Genomic DNA, 19,004 nt, shown 5'->3' with positions numbered 1-19,004 from the left:
AAGGAGACGCGCCATGAAAGAGATGAAGGAACCCACCTCCCAGGCCGAACTGGCCCTGCGCGACGCGGCGCGCGAGTACCACCGGATGCCCACGCGCGGCAAGATCGCGATCAGCCCGACCAAGCCCCTGCTGAACCAGCGCGACCTGTCGCTCGCCTATTCGCCGGGCGTCGCGTATCCCTGCCTCGACATCCAGGCCGACCCGCTCAAATCCTACGAATACACCTCGCGCGGCAACCTCGTCGGCGTGATCACCAACGGCACGGCGGTGCTGGGGCTGGGCGACATCGGGCCGCTGGCGGGCAAGCCGGTGATGGAAGGCAAGGGCTGCCTGTTCAAGAAGTTCGCCGGCATCGACGTGTTCGACATCGAGCTGGCCGAACGCGACCCGGACAAGCTGGTCGACATCGCCGCGGCGCTGGAGCCCACGCTGGGCGGCATCAACCTGGAGGACATCAAGGCGCCCGAGTGCTTCTACATCGAGCGGAAGCTGCGCGAGCGCGTCAACATCCCGGTGTTCCATGACGACCAGCACGGCACGGCGATCATCTCCGGCGCCGCGCTGCTCAATGGCCTGGAGCTGGTGGGCAAGAAGATCCAGGACGTGAAGCTGGTGTCCTCCGGCGCCGGCGCCGCGGCCATCGCCTGCCTCGACCTGATGGTGGGCCTGGGGATTTCCAAGCGCAACATCTACGTCGTCGATTCCAAGGGCGTGATCTACCAGGGCCGGCCGGGCGGCTACGACGAGTCGAAGTCCGCGTATGCGCAGGACACCTCGGCCCGGTCGCTGGCCGACGTCGTGAAGAACGCCGACGTGTTCCTCGGCTGCTCCACCGCCGGCGTGCTGACGCAGGACATGGTCAAGTCGATGGCGGACAAGCCGATCATCCTGGCGCTCGCGAACCCGGAACCGGAGATCCGGCCCGAGCTGGCGAAGGAAGCGCGGCCGGACTGCATCATCGCCACCGGCCGGTCGGACTACCCGAACCAGGTCAACAACGTGCTGTGCTTCCCCTACATCTTCCGCGGCGCGCTGGATTGCGGCGCCACCAAGATCACCGAGGAGATGAAGCTGGCCTGCGTGCGCGAGATCGCCGACCTGGCCAAGGCGGACATCAGCGAGGAAGTGGCCAATGCCTATGCGGGCAAGGAGCTCTCCTTCGGCCCCGACTACATCATCCCGACGCCTTTCGACTCGCGGCTGATCCTGCGCATCGCGCCGGCGGTGGCGCGCGCGGCGGAGAAGTCCGGCGTGGCGACGCGGCCCATCGCCGACTTCGAGAGCTACACCCAGAACCTCACGCGCTTCGTCTACCAGACCGGCATGATCATGCGGCCGGTGTTCACGGCGGCCAAGGCGTCGACGGCCAAGCGCGTCGCCTTTGCCGAAGGCGAGGACGACCGCGTGCTGCGGGCCGCGCAACTGGCGCTCGACGAAAAGCTGGCCACGCCGATCCTGATCGGGCGGCCGGCGGTGATCGAGGCGCGCATCGCCAAGGCGGGCTTGCGGATGCGGCTGGGCACCGACGTCGAATGCGTCAACCCGGAAAGCGACGCGCGCTTTCGCCAGTATTGGGAGACCTACCACCGGCTGATGGGCCGCAACGGCATCACGCCGGAAGCGGCGAAGGCCGCGGTGCGCCGATCCAACACGCTGATCGGCGCGCTGTCCGTGCAGCTCGGCGATGCGGACGCGATGCTGTGCGGGCTGGTGGGGCGCTTCGACCACCACCTGGAACACATCCGCGCCGTGATCGGCACCGCCGAGGGCGAGCCCGGCTTCGCCACGATGAACGCGCTGACGCTGCCCGAGCGCATGCTGTTCATCGCCGACACCTACGTCAACGAGGACCCGGATGCACACCTGCTGGCGCGGATCGCCAAGATGGCGGCCGCACAGGTGCAGCGCTTCGGCCTGCCGCCCAAGGTGGCCTTCCTGTCGCACAGCAACTTCGGTTCGTCGACGCGGGGCTCGGCGGCCAAGATGCGCAAGGCGCGCGAGATCTTCGCGCAGATCGCGCCGGACATCGAAAGCGAAGGCGAGCTGCAGGGCGACGCCGCGCTCTCGGAAACCGTGCGCCGCTCCAGCCTGATGGACAGCACGCTCACCGGCGAGGCCAACCTGCTGATCTGCCCGAACCTCGATTCGGCCAACATCCTGTTCAACGTGCTGAAGATGACGGGCGGCCACGGGATCACGGTGGGGCCCATCCTGCTGGGGGCGAAGGCGCCGGTGCACGTGCTGACGCCATCGGCGACCGTGCGGCGGGTGGTGAACATGACGGCGCTCACCGCGGCCAGCGCGGCGCGCGGCTAGGCCAAAAGAAAAGGGCGCCAGAGGCGCCCTGATGGGAAGCAGGCCTCGCGGCCCGCTCCAGGCATTCAGTTTCTTGTATTCGTGCGCTTAGCGGACGCGGCCGCGGCGGAACAGGTTCACGATGGCCAGCAGGATGATGGCGCCGACCAGCGAGACCAGCACCGAGCCGATGCTGATGCCGTCATTGATCGTGCCCACGCCCACCAGCGGGGAGATCAGCAGGCCGCCCAGGAAGGCACCCACGATACCCACCACGACGTTCAGCAGCATGCCCTGCTGGCCGTCGGTGCGCATGACCAGGCTGGCGAGCCAGCCGACGATACCGCCAATGATCAACCAGATAAGAAAACCCATAGTCGCACTCCTAATGCCGCGAACGGCTGTTTGTTGATAGTGGGCCGCCGCCCCGGGGGCTTCGACCACCTGCCCTAGGGCTGGTGTTGGTAACTATGGGCAGCTAGCGCAAGCGCGGGCGTAGTCGCCTGTAAAGCCTGCAAGTGCGGGGGCATCCCTACGCCGCGTCGGACAAGCGCCCATCGCAACGGGCTTATTCACGGGTTAGTCCCGGCTGGCCCGGTGCCGCCACGGATGACAATCGGGACTCCAGCTCGACGGCACCGTTCTTGCTAAGTCTCCTGTTCACTGCATTCCGGAGTTCACCATGCCCACCAAGCGCGCCTTCCTTGCCGCCAGCCTCCTGGCCGCCACCCTGGCCACGGCCACGGCCCACGCCCAGACGCTCACCCCCATCAAGTTCCTGCTCGACTGGCGCTTCGAAGGCCCGGCCGCCCTGTTCCTGCAGCCCGTGGCCAAGGGCTATTTCCGCGACGCCAAGCTGGACGTGACCATCGACGCCGGCACCGGCTCCGGCGCCGCCGTGCAGCGCGTGGCCAGCGGCACCTACGACATGGGCTTCGCCGACCTGGCGGCGCTGATGGAATTCCACGCCAACAACCCCGACGCGCCCAACAAGCCGGTGGCGGTGATGATGGTCTACAACAACACGCCGGCGGCCGTCATGGCGCTCAAGAAGTCGGGCATCAAGTCGCCGGCCGACCTGAACGGCAAGAAGATCGGCGCCCCGGTGTTCGACGCCGGCCGCCGCGGCTTCCCGATCTTCCAGAAAGCCAACAACATCAATGCCGTGACCTGGGTGTCCATGGACCCGCCACTGCGCGAGACCATGCTGGCCCGCGGCGACATCGACGCCATCACCGGCTTCTCGTTCACCTCGCTGCTGAACCTGGAGGCGCGCGGCGTCAAGCTGGCCGACGTGGTCACCCTGCCCTACGCCGAAAACGGCGTGAAGCTGTATGGCAACGTGATCATCGCCTCGCCGAAACTGATCCGCGAGAATCCGGCTGCCGTGAAGGCCTTCCTGGTGGCCTTCAGCAAGGGCGCCAAGGAGGTGATGGCCAACCCCGACGCCTCGGTGGAGTACATCAAGCAGCGCGACGGCATCATCAACACCGACCTCGAGAAGCGCCGCCTGCGCATGGCGATCGACTCGGTGATCGCCAGCCCCGACGCCCGCAGCGAGGGTTTCGGCCAGGTCGTCCCGGGCCGGCTGGCGCTGATGGCCTCGCAAGTCTCCGATGCCTTCGCCACCAAGACCCGCGTGAACCCCGACGCCGTGTGGAACGCCAGCTTCCTGCCGACCAAGGCGGAACTCAACATCCTGCCGCCCGCCAAGAAATGAGTCCTGGGTCCACGAGCTTCATCGACTTCCGGGACGTCTGGCTCGCCTACAACGACGAACTGTTCGCGCAAGGCCAGTTCGCCGTCGAGGCCATCGACCTGCAGGTGGGCGAAGGCGAGTTCATCGCCATCGTCGGGCCTTCGGGCTGCGGCAAGTCCACCTTCATGAAGCTGGCCACCGGGCTGCGCATGCCTTCGCGCGGGCGCATCCTGATCGACGGCCAGCCGGTCACCGGGCCGCTGAAGATCTCCGGCATGGCTTTCCAGGCGCCCTCGCTGCTGCCCTGGCGCACGACGGTCGACAACGTGCTGCTGCCGCTGGAGATCGTCGAGCCCTATCGCAGCAGCTTCAAGGCGAAGCGCGCGGAGTACGAGGCGCGCGCCCGCGCCCTGCTGCAGAAGGTGGGCCTGGCGGGCTACGAGAACAAGTATCCCTGGCAGCTGTCGGGCGGCATGCAGCAGCGCGCCAGCATCTGCCGCGCGCTGATCCACGAACCCAAGATGCTGCTGCTGGACGAGCCCTTCGGCGCGCTGGACGCCTTCACGCGCGAGGAGCTGTGGTGCATCCTGCGCGACCTGTGGACCGAGCAGCGCTTCAACGTGATCCTGGTGACGCACGACCTGCGCGAGTCGGTGTTCCTGGCCGACACGGTCTACGTCATGAGCAAGAGCCCCGGGCGCTTCGTCGTGAAGAAGCAGATCGAGCTGCCGCGGCCGCGCGAGCTGGAGATCACCTACAGCAAGGAGTTCACGGACGTGGTCCATGAGCTGCGCGGACACATAGGCGCGCTGCGCCAGACGTCCCCCAGCGTGGCGGTGCCGCAATGAAGGCCCGGCATTACGAGCGCTGGGCGCCGGTGCTGCTGGCCGCCGCCCTGGTCCTGCTCTGGCAGGTGGTGGTCACGGCCGCCAACATTCCCGATTACCTCTTCCCCAGCCCCTGGCAGATCGCGCAGCAGTTCGCGGAGTTCAAGGGTCCCTTGCTGGCAGCGGCCTGGAGCACCTTCTGGGTGACGATGGTCGGCTTCGGCATCGCGATCGTGGTCGGCGTGCTGCTCGGCTTCCTGGTCGGCTCGTCGCGCACGGCGTATGCGGCGGTCTATCCGCTGATGGTCGGCTTCAACGCGGTGCCCAAGGCGGCGATCGTGCCGATCCTGGTGGTGTGGTTCGGCATCGGGCTCGGGCCGGGCATCACCACGGCCTTCCTGATCTCCTTCTTCCCGATCACCGTCAACATCGCCACCGGCCTCGCGACCCTGGAGCCGGAGCTGGAAGACGTGCTGCGGGTGCTTGGCGCAAAGCGCTGGGACGTGCTCGTGAAGGTCGGCCTGCCGCGCTCCATGCCCTACTTCTACGGCTCGCTGAAGATCGCGATCACGCTCGCCTTCGTCGGCACGGTGCTGGCCGAAATGACGGCGGGCGACAGCGGCATCGGCAACCTGATCCAGACGGCCGGCAGCCAGCAGCGCATGCCGCTCGCCTTTGCCGGCCTGGTGGCGATCAGCGTGATGGCGATGGCGATGTACGAACTGTTCAGCTACGTCGAGCGCCACACCACGGCCTGGGCGCACCGCGGTTCGCAAGGGCAGTAGCGTGGCCTGGCACGCCGGCCTGCGGCTGGACTACGCGCAAGAGGGCGGCCGCAGCGTCGCCCGCTTCGCCCACCAGGGGCCGCTGCGCATCCTGCAAAGCCTCTACCCCGAGGGCGACGGCGTCTGCCACAACGTGCTCGTGCACCCGCCGGGCGGCCTGGTGGCGGGCGACACGCTGGAGGTGCAGGTCACGGCCGCTGGCGGAAGCCACGGACTCGTGACCACGCCCGGTGCTTCGCGCTTCTACCGCAGCGAAGGGGCGGAGGCACTGCAGGACGTGCGCATCCACCTCCAGCCCGGCGCGCGGCTCGAATGGCTGCCGCTCGAAGCGCTCTACTACAGCGGCTGCAATGCGCACAACCGGCTGCGCATGCGGCTCGAGCCTGGCGCAGAGTTGCTCGGATGGGACCTGGCCGCGCTCGGCCTGCCGCAGGCACAACAGCCTTTCGTGCGGGGCAGCGTGCTGCAGCACCTGGAACTGCAAGGCGCGTGGCTGGAGCGCGGGCGCATCGCGGCGGAGGACCAGCGCCTGCTCGATGGGCCGCTGGGCCTGGCGGGCCATCGCTGCCTCGGCACGCTGTTCTTCGTCGCCGGCAGCGAGATTCCGCGCCAGCGGCGCGACGACTTGCTGGAGAGCGCCCGCGCGCTCCTGGAAGCGCATCCGCTGGTGGCAAGCGCCGGTGCCACGTCGCCAGGACCGCGCGTAGTGGTCGTGCGGGTGCTGGCGCCCCTGGTCGAGCCGGCCCTGCAGCTGCTGAAACAGGTGCGCCACGCCTGGCGGCCGCTGCTGTGGAATCTTCCCGGCGTGGACCCGCGCGGCTGGGCGATCTAGGGCCTTCCGACCCGGCCGGCAGGCCGCGTCCTACCCGACCATGGGTCACCGGCGGCGCGCTGGAACGCCCCTCTCCGGCAGTGCGCAAGCCGCCTGCGATCCACACTCCCTTCATTGAATCGAAAGCAATGCAAGGAGCCCCCCGATGAAAAACCCGGCCAACCGCTCGCGCAAGAGCCTCATTTCCTTCGGTGCGATCGCCCTGCTGGCCGTCGGCGCCGCCACCGCCCAGGTGGCCATCAGCGGCACCACGGGCATCGACGCCACCGGCAGCTACCAGTCCGAAGTCAACGCCTGCATGAGCGGCCTGACCCAGCAAGACCGTGCCGACTGCCTCAAGGAAGCCCGCAACGCGAAGGCCGACAAGCAGCGCGGCGTGCTCGACACGCAGGGCAGCCTAGAAGCCAACGCCATGGCCCGCTGCAACGTGTTCTCCAATTCCGAGGACAAGGCGGCCTGCCAGGCCCGCACCATGGGCATGGGCAGCGCCGAAGGCAGCGTCGCCGGCGGCGGCCTGATCAAGGAAGTGGAAACCGTGGTGCTGCCCTCGGGCCAGAGCTCGGTGACCATCCAGCCGCAGACCTCCGACCCGGTGGTGCTGGTCCCGTCCAAGTAAAGCCCGCGTCCGACGCACCCGACCCGCTGCAAGGCCTAGCCTTGGGCGGGTCGATCCGTTTCTGGAGAGGAATGAACATGGACAACACGGAACAGCCGCGCGCCGAACATGGACCGCAAAGCGAAGTCACCTGGGACGACGGCAAGGGCCGGCAGCCCTATGCCAACCAGGGCAAGGAAGAAACCACGTCGGGCAGCCTGCCCGACGTCGAAGGCGGCGACCGCGGAAATGCTTCCGGCCGCAACCTCGACCAGCTGGAGCAGGTCGAAGGGCGGCCGGAAGGCGAGCGGCGCTGAGCTCAGAGCACGCCGAACAGCATCAGCAAGAGCACGATGCCGAGCGGCACGCCGAGCAGCCAGAGGATGACGGGCATTTGATTTCTCCTGAGTGGACTTTCAGGAGAGCTTAAGAAATCCGGTGCGCGCGGGCTGCCGGGCGGCAGCGGCAAAGGCGGTAGGCAGGTGCCTACCGTTGTCCTAGATGGCTACTAGTTGCCGCACGCCGTCGGCCTCCATGTCCTTGCCACGGCCGCGCGCGATCACCTCGCCGCGCTCCATCACCAGGTAGTCGTCGGCCAGTTCCTGGGCGAAGTCGTAGTACTGCTCGACCAGCAGGATGGCCATGTCGCCGCGGTCCGCCAGCATGCGGATCACGCGGCCGATGTCCTTGATGATGCTGGGCTGGATGCCCTCCGTGGGCTCGTCCAGCACCAGCAACCGGGGTTTGGAAGCCAGCGCGCGGGCGATGGCCAGCTGCTGCTGCTGCCCGCCGGAGAGATCGCCGCCGCGCCGGTGCAGCATCTGCTTCAGCACCGGAAACAGCTCGAACAGCTCGGCCGGCATCGGCGTGCTGCCCGGCTGCGTGGCCAGGCCCATGCGCAGGTTCTCCTCGACGCTCAGCCGCGCGAAGATCTCCCGCCCCTGCGGCACGAAGCCGATGCCGGCGCGGGCGCGCTGATAAGGCGTGGCATGCGTGATGGCCTTGCCGTCGAATTCCACCGTGCCGGTCTTCACCGGCACCAGGCCCATCAGCGCCTTGAGCAGCGTCGTCTTGCCGACGCCATTGCGCCCCAGGATCACCGTGACCTTGCCCAGGTGCGCATCGAGGCTGACGTCGCGCAGGATGTGCGAGCCGCCGTAGTACTGGTTGACGTTCTTGATTGAGAGCATAGGTGCTAGAGACTGGAGGCTAGAGGCTAGGGAAGAACGCGCGTCGGGCCCCAGGCTGTTTCCCCTAGTCTCCAGCCTCTAGCCTCCAGACCCTCTTGGCTACGTTCAGCGGCCAAGGTACACCTCGATGACGCGCTCGTCGTTCTGCACCTGCTCCAGCGTACCTTCGGCCAGCACCGCGCCTTCGTGCAGCACGGTCACCTTCTCCGAGATGGTCTTGATGAATCCCATGTCGTGCTCCACCACCAGCAGCGAGTGCTGGCCCTTGAGGGAGAGGAACAGTTCGGCGGTGCGCGCGGTTTCTTCGTCCGTCATGCCGGCGACCGGCTCGTCCAGCAGCAGCAGCCGCGGGTCCTGCATCAGCAGCATGCCGATCTCCAGCCATTGCTTCTGCCCGTGGCTCAAGGTGCCGGCCGGGCGATGCACGCTGTCGGAAAGGTGGATCGTGCGCAGCACATCGGCCAGCCGGTCGCTCTCGGCCGAATCCGGCTGGAAGAAGATCGAAGCACGCACGCCCTTGTCCGTTTTCAGCGCCAGCTCGAGGTTCTCGTAGACCGTGAGCTGCTCGAACACGGTGGGCTTCTGGAACTTGCGGCCGATTCCCAGCTGGGCGATCTCGGCCTCCTTGTAGCGCAGCAGGTCGATGGTGCTGCCGAAGAAGACCGTGCCGCTGTCGGGCCGCGTCTTGCCGGTGATGATGTCCATCATCGTCGTCTTGCCGGCGCCGTTGGGGCCGATGATGCAGCGCAGCTCCCCCGGCGCGATGTCCAGCGACAGCTTGTTGATCGCCTTGAAGCCGTCGAAGCTGACGCTGACGTCTTCCAGGTACAGGATGCGGCCGTGCGTGGTGTCCACCTCGCCCGGCAGCACGGGGCGGCCGAAGCCGGCGGCGCGTCCGCCCGATGCGGTCTTGCCCTGCGCGGCCAGCTTGCCGTAGGCGGAGACGCGGCGCGCGCCCTCTTCCATCAGGTCGGGGGTCATGCGCGCGTCCTCCCCGCCTTGTTCCACAGCTTCTTCGCCAGGCCGGCCACGCCATCGGGCAGGAACAGCGTGACGGCGATGAAGAGCGCGCCCAGGAAGTACAGCCAGAACTCGGGCGCGAACACCGTGAGCCAGCTCTTGGCGCCGTTGACGATGAAGGCGCCGACGATGGGGCCGACCAGCGTGGCGCGGCCGCCGACCGCGGCCCAGATCGCGATCTCGATCGAGTTGGCCGGGCTCATCTCGCCCGGGTTGATGATGCCCACCTGCGGCACGTAGAGCGCGCCGGCCACGCCGCACATGATGGCCGACAGCGTCCAGATGGCGAGCTTGAAGCCGATCGGGTTGTAGCCGGAGAACATCACGCGCGACTCGGCGTCGCGGATCGCCTGCAGCACGCGGCCGAACTTGCTGGCCACGAGGAAGCGCGCCAGCAGGAAGAAGCCGAGGAGCGTGAGGCCCGTCAACACGAACAGCGTCATGCGCGTCTGCGGCGTGGCGATGGCGATGCCGGCGATGCGCTTGAAGTCGGTGAAGCCGTTGTTGCCGCCGAAGCCGGTCTCGTTGCGGAAGAACAGCAGCATCGCGGCGTACGTGAGCGCCTGCGTGATGATCGAGAAGTACACGCCCTTGATGCGCGAGCGGAAGGCGAAGTAGCCGAAGACGAAGGCGACGATGCCGGGCACGGCCACGATCAGGATGCAGGTGGCGAACAGGCTGTCGGAGAAGGTCCAGTGCCAGGGCAGCGCCTTCCAGTCCAGGAACACCATGAAGTCCGGCAGGTCGCTCTTGTAGTTGCCCTCGCGCCCGATCTGCCGCATCAGGTACATGCCCATCGCATAGCCGCCCAGCGCGAAGAACAGGCCGTGTCCCAGCGACAGGATGCCGGTGTAGCCCCAGATCAGGTCCATGGCCAGCGCCGCGATGGCGTAGCACATGATCTTGCCGACCAGGGCGACGGCGTAGTCGCTCATGTGGAACGGGCTCGTGGCCGGAACCACGAGGTTCAGCAGCGGCGCGACGGCGCAGACCAGCACCACTGCCGCGAGGAAGGACGTCCAGCCGGCCTTGGTCAGCAGCGGCTTGCGCCGCATGACGTCCTCCCTAGCCTTCGGAGGGAGGGTAGGGGTGGGGGCGGCGCTAGTCGCCGCAGGTTCGAAAACCGACTCGGGTGGCAAAACTGCGCTCATGCCTCCGCACTCCGTCCCTTGACCGCGAACAGCCCCTGCGGCCGTTTCTGGATGAACACCACGATGATCACCAGCACCGCGATCTTGGCCAGCACCGCGCCGGCCCAGCCTTCGATGAACTTGTTCAGGATGCCCAGGCCGAGCGCCGCATAGACGGTACCCGCGAGCTGCCCCACGCCGCCCAGCACCACGACCATGAACGCATCGACGATGTAGGCCTGCCCGAGGTCCGGACCGACGTTGCCGACCTGGCTCAATGCGCAGCCCGCCAGCCCCGCGATGCCGGAGCCCAGCGCGAAGGCATAGGTATCGACACGCGCCGTGTTCACGCCCATGCAGGACGCGATCGGCCGGTTCTGCGTGACGCCGCGCACGAACAGGCCGAGCCGCGTGCGCGCGATCAGCAGCGCCATGCCGCCCAGCACGGCGAAGGCGAAACCGACGATGACGATGCGGTTCCAGGGCAGCTGCAGGTTGCCCATCACCAGCCCGCCGCTCATCCAGCTGGGATTCTCGACGCCGACGTTCTGCGCGCCGAAGACGCTGCGCACCAGCTGCATCAACATGAGGCTGATGCCCCAGGTGGCCAGCAGCGTTTCCAGCGGGCGCCCGTACAGGAAGCGGATCACGCCGCGTTCCAGGATCGCGCCCATCAGCGCGGAGGCGAGGAAGGCCGCCGGCAGCGCGGCGACCAGGTACCAGTCGAAGGCGCCGGGCAGGTACTTGCGAAACAGGCCCTGCACGACGAAGGTCGCGTACGCGCCGATCATCATCAGCTCGCCGTGCGCCATGTTGATCACGCCCATCAGCCCGTAGGTGATGGCCAGGCCCAGCGCCACCAGCAGCAGGATGGAGCCGAGGCTGATGCCCGAGAAGACGGCGGCGGCGCGTTCGCTCCAGGCGAGCGAGCCTTCCACCGCGCGCAGCGATCCTTGCAGGGCGAACTTGACGTCGGCGTCCTGTTCCTCCTTCAGCCGTTGCAGCAGCAGGCTGCGGGTGGAAGAACTCCTGCTGCCGGCCAGCATCTGCGCCGCTTCCAGCCGGCGCGCCTTGTCGCTGCTGGTGAGCAAGGCCTGGGCGCGGATGAGGCCCAGCTGCTCCTTGATGGCGGCATCCTGTTCGGCCGCCCAGGCTTTCTCGATGAGCGGCAGCTTGGATTCGTCGGGATCCTTCTGCAGTTCGGCGATGGCGGCGCTGCGCAGCTTCGCGTCGCGGGAGAAGAGCTTGAGCGCAGCGAGGGCGGAGTCGAGCTCGCCGCGCATGCGATTGTTGTTGACCACGTCTTCGGCGTCGGCGGGCACTTGCACCGCGGCGCCCGTGACGGGATCGCTGGCCTTGTCGTCGCGCACCACGAAGACCTTGCCGCCGGCGGTCTTCACCGCGTCATCGGACAGCGCCTGCAGGAAGGCCGCCGTCTTGTCGTCGGCGTTGCCCACGGCCTTGTTCAGCGCTTCGACGCGCGTGTCGGTCTCGCCGATGGCAAGGGCCGCCGCCTCGTCGTTCGTGAGGGCGTGGGCGCTGCCGGCGAACAGCGCCAGCAGGAGGAGAAGTCGATGGAGCATGGGAACCCTAGCCCATGTCATCCCGGCCTCGAGCCGGGATCCATCTCCGGGAGATGGATTGCGGGTCGGGCCCGCAATGACATGGCGTTGTGGAGTGGACTTCTTACGTCTTGCTCTTGCCGTCCGGCTCGTCCTTCTTCTTGTCGTTGCCGTCGATGAAGGGCGACCAGGGCTTGGCCTTCACCGGGCCGGGCGTCTTCCACACCACGTTGAACTGGCCGTCGGACTTCACTTCGCCGATGAACACCGGCTTGTGCAGGTGGTGGTTCTTCATGTCCATGGTGGCCGTGAAGCCGCTGGGCGCCTTGAAGGTCTGGCCGGCCATCGCTGCGATCACCTTGTCGGTATCGGTGGACTTGGCCTTCTCGACGGCCTGGGCCCACATGTGCACGCCGATGTAGGTGGCTTCCATCGGGTCGTTGGTCAGCGGCTTGTCCTTGTGGCCGGCGATGGACTTGGTCTTGGCGTAGGCGCCCCACTTCTTGGTGAACTCGCTGTTGGTCGGGTTCTTCACCGACATGAAGTAGTTCCAGGCGGCCAGGTGGCCCACCAGCGGCTTGGTGTCGACGCCGCGCAGTTCTTCCTCGCCCACCGAGAAGGCGACGACCGGGACGTCCTTGGCCTTCAGGCCGGCGTTGCCCAGCTCCTTGTAGAAGGGCACGTTGGAGTCGCCGTTGATCGTGGAGATCACCGCCGTCTTCTTGCCTTCGCTGGAGAACTTCTTCACCTTGGCGATGATGGTCTGGTAGTCGCTGTGGCCGAAGGGGGTGTATTCCTCCATGATGTCCGCGTCGGCGATGCCCTTGGACTTGAGGAAGGCGCGCAGGATCTTGTTGGTGGTGCGCGGGTAGACGTAGTCGGTGCCCAGCAGCACGAAGCGCTTGGCGCCGCCGCCGTCCTTGGACATCAGGTATTCGACGGCCGGGATGGCCTGCTGGTTGGGCGCCGCGCCCGTGTAGAACACGTTCTTGGACAGCTCCTCGCCCTCGTACTGCACCGGGTAGAACAGCAGGCCGTTCAGCTCCTCGACCACCGGCAGCACCGACTTGCGGCTGACCGACGTCCAGCAGCCGAAGATGACGGCGACCTTGTCCTGGGTCAGCAGTTGCTTGGTCTTCTCGGCGAACAGCGGCCAGTTGGAAGCCGGGTCGACGACCACGGGCTCCAGCTTCTTGCCGAGGACGCCGCCCTTGGCGTTGATTTCCTCGATGGCCATCAGCGCCGTGTCCTTGAGCACGGTTTCCGAGATGGCCATGGTGCCGGACAGGCTGTGGAGGATGCCGACCTTGATGGTGCCTTCGGCGGCAAAGGCCGGCAGGCCGGCGGCGGCCAGGGCGACGGCGGCCGTGAGGGCCTGGAGGGTGAAACGACGTTGCATGCTGGGTTGCTCCTGAAATGACAGGTCCACTCTAGGGATGGCAAGCGCGGCGGTATGTACGGCACATGGCGTACGGCTCCGGCATGGAGCGACGGCGAACGCCCGGCAGCGGATGCGCCGCCGTCCGACACGCGGCACCCCGGCCGCGCGGCTCAATCGCTCCCATGTCGTCCCTTCTCGCCCAGCTGTCGCCCAGCATCACCAACCTGATCCGCCTGGACCACACGCAGGTCCTGAGCGCCTTCCACCAGTACGAAGTGGGCTCTTCGCCGCGGCTGAAGAAGGGACTGGCCGACAAGGTCTGCCTGGCGATCGAGATCCACACGCAGCTGGAAGAGGAGATCTTCTACCCCGCGCTGCGCCTGGTGGCGGACGACGAGGTGCTGCGCAAGAGCACGCCCGAGCACGACGAGATGCGCGGCCTGATCTCCCGCCTGCGTGCCATGGCCGTGGAAGACCCGGCCTTCGACGACACCTTCTTCTCGCTCATGCGGCACGTGATGCACCACGTGGCCGACGAGGAAACCCAGTTGCTGCCCGCCGCCGAGCGCCTCATCCCCGAGCAGCTGGCCGAGCTGGGCTCGCGCATGACGCGCCGCCGCTTCGAACTGGCCGGCCGCCGCACCCCGGAATACGCCAGCAGCATGGCCCGCTCCTTCAGCGCCGGCGCGCTGCTGTCGGCCGGCAGCGCCGTGCTGTCGGGCGTGCACCTGCTCACGCGGCACCGCCACGGCGCCGGCCCGCTGGGCCGCACCCGCCCCGGACGGGCCGTCTAGGCACAGAATGGCGGTCTCCTCCGGAGGCCGTCATGACAGCTACAACAACGACGCCGCGGCGCCGCCCGCTCTACCGGTCGCTCTACGCCCAGGTGCTGGCGGCGGTCGTCATCGGTGTCCTCCTCGGTCACTTCATGCCCGAGCTGGGCACGAAGATGAAGCCGCTGGGCGACGGCTTCATCAAGCTGATCAAGATGATGATCGCGCCCATCATCTTTTGCACGGTCGTGGTCGGCATCGCCGGCATGGAAGACATGAAGAAGGTGGGCAAGACCGGCGGCCTGGCCCTCCTCTACTTCGAGGTCGTGAGCTCGATTGCGCTGGTGGTCGGCCTGGTGCTGGTGAACCTGGTGAAGCCCGGCGCGGGCATGAACGTGGATCCGGCCACGCTGGACACCAAGGCCCTCTCGGCCTACACCGAACCCGGCAAGCTCGGGACGACCACCGACTTCCTGCTCAACGTCATTCCGAACACGCTGGTGGACGCCTTCGCCAAGGGCGAGATCCTGCAGGTGCTGCTGATCGCGGTGCTGTTCGGGTTCGCGCTGCACCGCTTCGGCGGGCGCGGCACGCTGGTGTTCGACTGGATCGAGAAGAGCTCGCACGTGCTGTTCACGATGGTCGGCTTCATCATGAAGCTGGCGCCGATCGGCGCTTTCGGCGCCATGGCCTTCACCATCGGCAAGTACGGCATCGCCTCGCTGTGGCAGCTGGGCGCGCTGATGGCGACCTTCTACGCTACCTGCCTGATCTTCGTCTTCGTGGTGCTGGGCACCATCGCGAAGGTGCACGGCTTCTCGGTCTGGAAGCTGATCAAGTACATCAAGGAGGAACTGCTGATCGTGCTGGGCACCTCGTCGTCCGAGTCGGTGCTGCCGCGGATGATGGAGAAGATGGAGAACCTGGGCGCGCGCAAGACCACCGTGGGCCTGGTGATCCCGACCGGCTATTCGTTCAACCTCGATGGCACCAGCATCTACCTGACCATGGCGGCGGTGTTCATCGCGCAGGCCACCAACACGCAGATGACGCTGATGCAGGAGGTGACGCTCCTCGGCGTGCTGCTGCTCACGTCGAAAGGCGCGGCCGGCGTGACCGGCAGCGGCTTCATCGTCCTGGCCGCCACCTTGTCCGCCGTCGGTCACGTGCCGGTGGCCGGCCTCGCGCTCATCCTGGGCATCGACCGCTTCATGTCGGAAGCGCGCGCCCTGACGAATCTCGTCGGCAATGCGGTGGCCACGCTGGTGGTGGCGAAGTGGACCAACGACCTCGACGTCGCGCAGCTGAAGGCGCGGCTCGACGGGCAGGACTGGGAGGAAACCGGCGAGCCCGAAGCCTTGCACGAGGCGAAGGTGGAGCGGATGCACGTCCCGCCGGAAGTCACGTAGGCCGTGGTGAGCCTTCAGGCGATCCGCGGCTCACCAGACCTTCCACGAACCCCGCCGCCGCCGGCGACAGCTCGCGGTGCCGCCGCGTGATGAGGTGCACCGGCGGCACCCGCAGCGGCAGGGCGATGGCCACCACCTGCAGGATCCCCAGCCGCGCATAGTGCGCCGCCAGCGACGCCGGCATGATGGCCGCCATCTCCGTCGCCTCGAGTAGCGCCGTGGTCGCCACGGTCGACGAGGTCTCGGTGATGTCCAGCCGCACGTGCAGGCCCGCCTCGCGCAGTGCCCCTTCGAAGCGCGTGCGCTGCGGCGACCCGGGGGGCTGCAGGATCCAGGGCCAGCGCACCAGGTCTTCCAGCTTGGGCGCGGCGATCTCCAGCAGCGGATGGCCCTTGCGCACCACGGCCACCTGCGGTTCGGCCAGCAGCGGCCGGCTTTCCAGTTCGTCCTCGTAGTGGCCTTCGGCCAGCCGCCCCAGCACCACGTCGACCTCGCCGCGCTGCAGCTGCGCCAGCATCACGTCGCTCGTGTCTACCAGCACTGACACCGCCACCTTGGGATGGCGCTTCTTGTAGCTGGCGAGCGCCGGCGCCAGCAGCTCCGGCAACGCGCCTGGCACGCTGCCCAGGCGCAGCCGGCCGCGCAGGCCGGAGCGCAGCGCCGCCATCTGCTCGCGCGCGAAGCCGAAGTCGACCAGCGCCTGCCGCGCATAGCGGATCAGCACTTCGCCGCTGGGCGTGGCCTCCATGCCGCGCGCCTGCCGGGTGAACAGCGCGACGCCGGTCGCCTCCTCGGCCTGCTGCAGCAGCTTGGTGGCCGCCGGCTGGCTCATGCCCAGCGCGGCGGCGGCGCGTCCCAGGTTGTGCTCGCGGCCCAGGGCTTCCAGCAGCAGCAACTGGCGGGTACGCAGCCGCATCAGCAAGGCGGCATCGGTGAGAGGGGGAGAGGTCCGGGCCATACATGAATGTGGATAGTATGTACTTGACAAACCCTAAGGTCTGTCCATAATGGAGTCATGGCCGAAGCAATCCTCAACCAGCCGCAGTTCCAAGACGCCGACAAGGCCCGCGAGTACTTGGAGGCTCTGCGCTGGCCGAGTGGCCCGGTTTGCCCGCACTGCGGTTCTGTCAGCGGCAAGCATCTGACCCTCAAGGGTAAGGCTTACCGTCCGGGCCTCTTCAAGTGCTCCGACTGCTACGAGCAGTTCACCGTCACCGTGGGCACTGTCTTTGAACGCTCCAAGATCGCGCTGAACGTCTGGCTGCAAGCCGTGCATCTGATGTGCGCCAGCAAGAAGGGCATCAGCGCCAAGCAACTGGAACGCATGCTGGGCGTCACCTATAAGACGGCCTGGTTCATGGCCCACCGCATTCGCGCCGCCATGACCACCGAAGGCGGCGGCTTGATGGGCAGCAACGGTGGCATCGTTGAAGCCGATGAAACCTATTGGGGCACTGCCACCGACAAGGACGACAAGAAGATCCGCACGCCGAAGGGCGGCTTCCGCCACAGGATGATGATCGTGTCGCTCGTTGAGCGTAACGGCGAGAAGCGCTCCTTCCACATCCCCAACGTGAACGGCCAGACCCTCAAGGCTGTTCTCAAGTCGCAGGTCTCGCCCGAAGCCCACCTGATGACGGACTCTGCGAAGTACTACCGCGCCATCGGCAAGGAGTTCGCCTCGCACCAGTACGTGAACCACAACAAGGGTGAGTACGTGCGCGGCAACGTGTCGAGCAACACGGTTGAAGCCTCGTTCTCACTCTTGAAGCGTGGCCTCGTCGGCACGTTCCACAGCGTGAGCGAGAAGCACCTCCAGCGTTACTGCAACGAGTTCGACTTCCGCTGGAACACTCGTATCGCTCTGGGCTTCAACGATCAGGAACGCGCTGACTAATGCCTCATCGGCATTCAAGGCAAGCGTCTGACCTATCGGCGGATTGGTGGCGAGTCGCAAGCCAACGCTTGATGGCGTCCTCATGGCATTACTGTCTAAACAGACAGCATAGCGGCTGCTCTTTACCTCCTGTAAGCCACAAACTGCACGCGGAATCGAATTCTTCTGCTGACAAGGAGGTCCATACTCATGTTCAATACGGCCATGGGAATCTTCCGTCGCAAGCCAACGGTCGTAGTGCGTGATGAGAACGTCTACGATGAAGCTCTGCGTGAGTTCGGGAGACACGACGATTTGCCGCCAGCTCACATTGACGTTGAGCGGTTTGATCGTGCCCTCGCAGGGCTAGCCCTTGATCGAACGATCATCCCTAATGGCTTGACTGTCGAACAAATCGGACAGTTCATGGACTACATCTCCAAAGAGGGATGACGTTCACCGTAGGGGTTGGGCCCCAGTGGCGCAAAGAGTGGCCCAACTATCAGCCCGACCAGAAGCAACGGGTCGCGCTATTTGTCCATACGTTCCAGACTCATGGTCTAAATCAGACCAAGTTCCAAGGGCGCATCTCACCATCCTGGATGAATCGTGTGAAGGGTAGTCCGCCCTACACGTATGCGACAACGAACTGGCTATGGCACTACCACATCGGACTTCCCGCATATACCAAGACTGCTGTGGGTGACTACGTTTCTGACTGGCTACTCCACTTCCAATGGGTGAATCACAGCAGACATATTGATCTCATTGAGTTGAGTCCTCACCAAGTCGCGGGCAAGTTCTATTTGCCTCCCGCTTCCTCGTTGCCGACCGCATCCCCGGCCCCCAGTCCCAAGCCGTGAGCGTTTAGGCCGGTTTTTTCTTTTCTGGCTTCGCCTCACCCTTTTGCCGAACCTTCGGGTCTGGCGGGGTTGATAGCATGCGCCTCAGTACGGCATCGAATCGAGGCGTGACCGCTTCGTCGGGCCGCGCAGAGGAGGGCTTTGCTTTGGACATGGATGAATACTATCTCTCGCTCGGCAGATTCGTTGATCGATTTTCCGACGCTGAAGATCGCATCTTCATAGCAGTGTCAGTCTTGAGCAGGATGACCTTTGAAACCTGCCAGGCTCTCTTGTCGGGAATGCGCATGAAGCAGGGCGTTTCCAATATCCGCCGAGTCCACGAAGCGCGTGGTAAGCCTACGCCGCCCCGGCTTGATGAAGTGCTGGCACATGCGACGGCCATCACAACCTTCCGCGATCATCTTTTGCATTCTGGCGCTCGCAATTACGGGTTTGCAATTGAGTCCAGCAACCGACTCCGGGCCCACACCAATCGAAGCCTGAAAGAAGTTCCGGTGTCTCCGGAACTCCTAGATCGAATCACCGCCGACTTGGACACGATAGTTGCGGCGCTGGACATCTTCACTCTCCAGCAGTCTTTCCCGGACGTAGATTTCGCGAAGGAGTCTGCAAACCAGAATCACGCGGTGTATCTCGCTTCGCTCGCTCCATGGCGATGTAAACCCGGCGAGCTAGATCCCAAGGCTCAATCGAGTCACCCGACCACTCGACCTCAGAAACGCCCGCGTCAAGCATCTCCGAAGTGATAACCACTTCCTGAGAA

At 66.1% G+C, this 19,004-nt stretch carries 19 protein-coding genes and 1 pseudogene; 12 read left to right on the top strand and 8 right to left on the bottom strand.

Annotation, left to right across the window (positions count from 1 at the left end):
• Window positions 1–22: 22 nt before the first annotated feature.
• Window positions 23–2,317: an NADP-dependent malic enzyme gene (locus LZ009_RS03645; protein WP_275697107.1), complete on the top strand. Its 2,295-nt coding sequence runs from the start codon at window positions 23–25 to the stop codon at window positions 2,315–2,317.
• An 87-nt stretch (window positions 2,318–2,404) separates the two neighbouring features.
• On the opposite strand, the gene LZ009_RS03640 is transcribed toward LZ009_RS03645, so the two are convergent.
• Entirely contained in the window at window positions 2,405–2,671 is a 267-nt protein-coding gene (locus LZ009_RS03640; protein ID WP_275696507.1) for a GlsB/YeaQ/YmgE family stress response membrane protein, read from the bottom strand.
• Window positions 2,672–2,978: 307 nt separating this feature from the next.
• On the opposite strand from LZ009_RS03640, the gene LZ009_RS03635 reads away from it, so the two are divergent.
• From LZ009_RS03635 to LZ009_RS03610, 6 genes are all read left to right on the top strand, one after another.
• Window positions 2,979–4,016 (top strand): ABC transporter substrate-binding protein, encoded by a 1,038-nt coding sequence (locus LZ009_RS03635; protein ID WP_275696506.1) that lies wholly within the window; start codon window positions 2,979–2,981, stop codon window positions 4,014–4,016.
• Complete coding sequence (locus LZ009_RS03630) at window positions 4,013–4,843, top strand: ABC transporter ATP-binding protein (protein WP_275696505.1); 831 nt, start codon at window positions 4,013–4,015, stop codon at window positions 4,841–4,843. Before LZ009_RS03635 ends, LZ009_RS03630 begins: the two co-directional genes overlap by 4 nt.
• A complete protein-coding gene (locus LZ009_RS03625) occupies window positions 4,840–5,607 on the top strand; it encodes an ABC transporter permease (protein ID WP_275696504.1) in 768 nt (255 codons plus the stop codon). Before LZ009_RS03630 ends, LZ009_RS03625 begins: the two co-directional genes overlap by 4 nt.
• 1 nt (window position 5,608) lies before the next feature.
• Window positions 5,609–6,439 (top strand): urease accessory protein UreD, encoded by an 831-nt coding sequence (locus LZ009_RS03620; RefSeq protein WP_275696503.1) that lies wholly within the window; start codon window positions 5,609–5,611, stop codon window positions 6,437–6,439.
• A gap of 145 nt (window positions 6,440–6,584) precedes the next feature.
• Window positions 6,585–7,055, top strand: coding sequence for a hypothetical protein (locus LZ009_RS03615; protein ID WP_275696502.1), 471 nt, complete (start codon window positions 6,585–6,587; stop codon window positions 7,053–7,055).
• A gap of 77 nt (window positions 7,056–7,132) precedes the next feature.
• The gene (locus LZ009_RS03610; protein ID WP_275696501.1) at window positions 7,133–7,351 is read left to right on the top strand and encodes a hypothetical protein; all 219 of its coding nucleotides are present in this window, start codon (window positions 7,133–7,135) and stop codon (window positions 7,349–7,351) included.
• A gap of 2 nt (window positions 7,352–7,353) precedes the next feature.
• On the opposite strand, the gene LZ009_RS03605 is transcribed toward LZ009_RS03610, so the two are convergent.
• From LZ009_RS03605 to urtA, 6 genes are all read right to left on the bottom strand, one after another.
• Entirely contained in the window at window positions 7,354–7,503 is a 150-nt protein-coding gene (locus tag LZ009_RS03605) for a hypothetical protein (protein WP_275696500.1), read from the bottom strand.
• A 28-nt stretch (window positions 7,504–7,531) separates the two neighbouring features.
• Window positions 7,532–8,224, bottom strand: coding sequence for an urea ABC transporter ATP-binding subunit UrtE (gene urtE / locus LZ009_RS03600; RefSeq protein ID WP_275696499.1), 693 nt, complete (start codon window positions 8,222–8,224; stop codon window positions 7,532–7,534).
• Window positions 8,225–8,329: 105 nt separating this feature from the next.
• Complete coding sequence (gene urtD, locus LZ009_RS03595) at window positions 8,330–9,205, bottom strand: urea ABC transporter ATP-binding protein UrtD (RefSeq protein WP_275696498.1); 876 nt, start codon at window positions 9,203–9,205, stop codon at window positions 8,330–8,332.
• Window positions 9,202–10,299 carry an urea ABC transporter permease subunit UrtC gene (gene urtC, locus LZ009_RS03590; protein ID WP_275696497.1) on the bottom strand — a complete coding sequence of 366 codons (1,098 nt, stop codon included), beginning with the start codon at window positions 10,297–10,299 and terminating at the stop codon, window positions 9,202–9,204. Before urtC ends, urtD begins: the two co-directional genes overlap by 4 nt.
• 92 nt (window positions 10,300–10,391) lie before the next feature.
• Entirely contained in the window at window positions 10,392–11,957 is a 1,566-nt protein-coding gene (gene urtB / locus LZ009_RS03585) for an urea ABC transporter permease subunit UrtB (RefSeq protein WP_275696496.1), read from the bottom strand.
• Between the two features lie 103 nt (window positions 11,958–12,060).
• On the bottom strand, window positions 12,061–13,335 hold the full coding sequence (urtA, locus tag LZ009_RS03580) for an urea ABC transporter substrate-binding protein (RefSeq protein WP_275696495.1): 1,275 nt from the start codon (window positions 13,333–13,335) through the stop codon (window positions 12,061–12,063).
• Window positions 13,336–13,499: 164 nt separating this feature from the next.
• Between urtA and LZ009_RS03575 the strand changes: the two genes are divergently transcribed.
• Together LZ009_RS03575 and LZ009_RS03570 are read left to right on the top strand one after the other, a co-directional pair.
• Window positions 13,500–14,111 carry a hemerythrin domain-containing protein gene (locus tag LZ009_RS03575; RefSeq protein WP_275696494.1) on the top strand — a complete coding sequence of 204 codons (612 nt, stop codon included), beginning with the start codon at window positions 13,500–13,502 and terminating at the stop codon, window positions 14,109–14,111.
• A 32-nt stretch (window positions 14,112–14,143) separates the two neighbouring features.
• Window positions 14,144–15,499 carry a dicarboxylate/amino acid:cation symporter gene (locus tag LZ009_RS03570; protein WP_275696493.1) on the top strand — a complete coding sequence of 452 codons (1,356 nt, stop codon included), beginning with the start codon at window positions 14,144–14,146 and terminating at the stop codon, window positions 15,497–15,499.
• On the opposite strand, the gene LZ009_RS03565 is transcribed toward LZ009_RS03570, so the two are convergent.
• Window positions 15,492–16,457, bottom strand: coding sequence for a LysR family transcriptional regulator (locus LZ009_RS03565; RefSeq protein ID WP_275696492.1), 966 nt, complete (start codon window positions 16,455–16,457; stop codon window positions 15,492–15,494). The genes LZ009_RS03570 and LZ009_RS03565 overlap by 8 nt on opposite strands.
• A 57-nt stretch (window positions 16,458–16,514) precedes the next feature.
• On the opposite strand from LZ009_RS03565, the pseudogene LZ009_RS03560 reads away from it, so the two are divergent.
• The 3 genes and pseudogenes from LZ009_RS03560 to LZ009_RS03550 form a co-directional block, all read left to right on the top strand.
• Window positions 16,515–17,393, top strand: a pseudogene (locus LZ009_RS03560) (IS1595 family transposase); the annotation flags it as partial.
• 192 nt (window positions 17,394–17,585) lie between these two features.
• Window positions 17,586–17,828 (top strand): hypothetical protein, encoded by a 243-nt coding sequence (locus LZ009_RS03555; protein WP_275696490.1) that lies wholly within the window; start codon window positions 17,586–17,588, stop codon window positions 17,826–17,828.
• A gap of 517 nt (window positions 17,829–18,345) precedes the next feature.
• Window positions 18,346–18,987: a hypothetical protein gene (locus LZ009_RS03550; RefSeq protein WP_275696489.1), complete on the top strand. Its 642-nt coding sequence runs from the start codon at window positions 18,346–18,348 to the stop codon at window positions 18,985–18,987.
• Window positions 18,988–19,004 lie beyond the last annotated feature (17 nt).

It is taken from the genome of Ramlibacter paludis, assembly GCF_022012305.1.
Classification (GTDB): domain Bacteria; phylum Pseudomonadota; class Gammaproteobacteria; order Burkholderiales; family Burkholderiaceae_C; genus Ramlibacter; species Ramlibacter paludis.
Note: the sequence above shows the minus strand (reverse complement) of the source record. Positions and strands in the feature narration are given on the sequence as shown.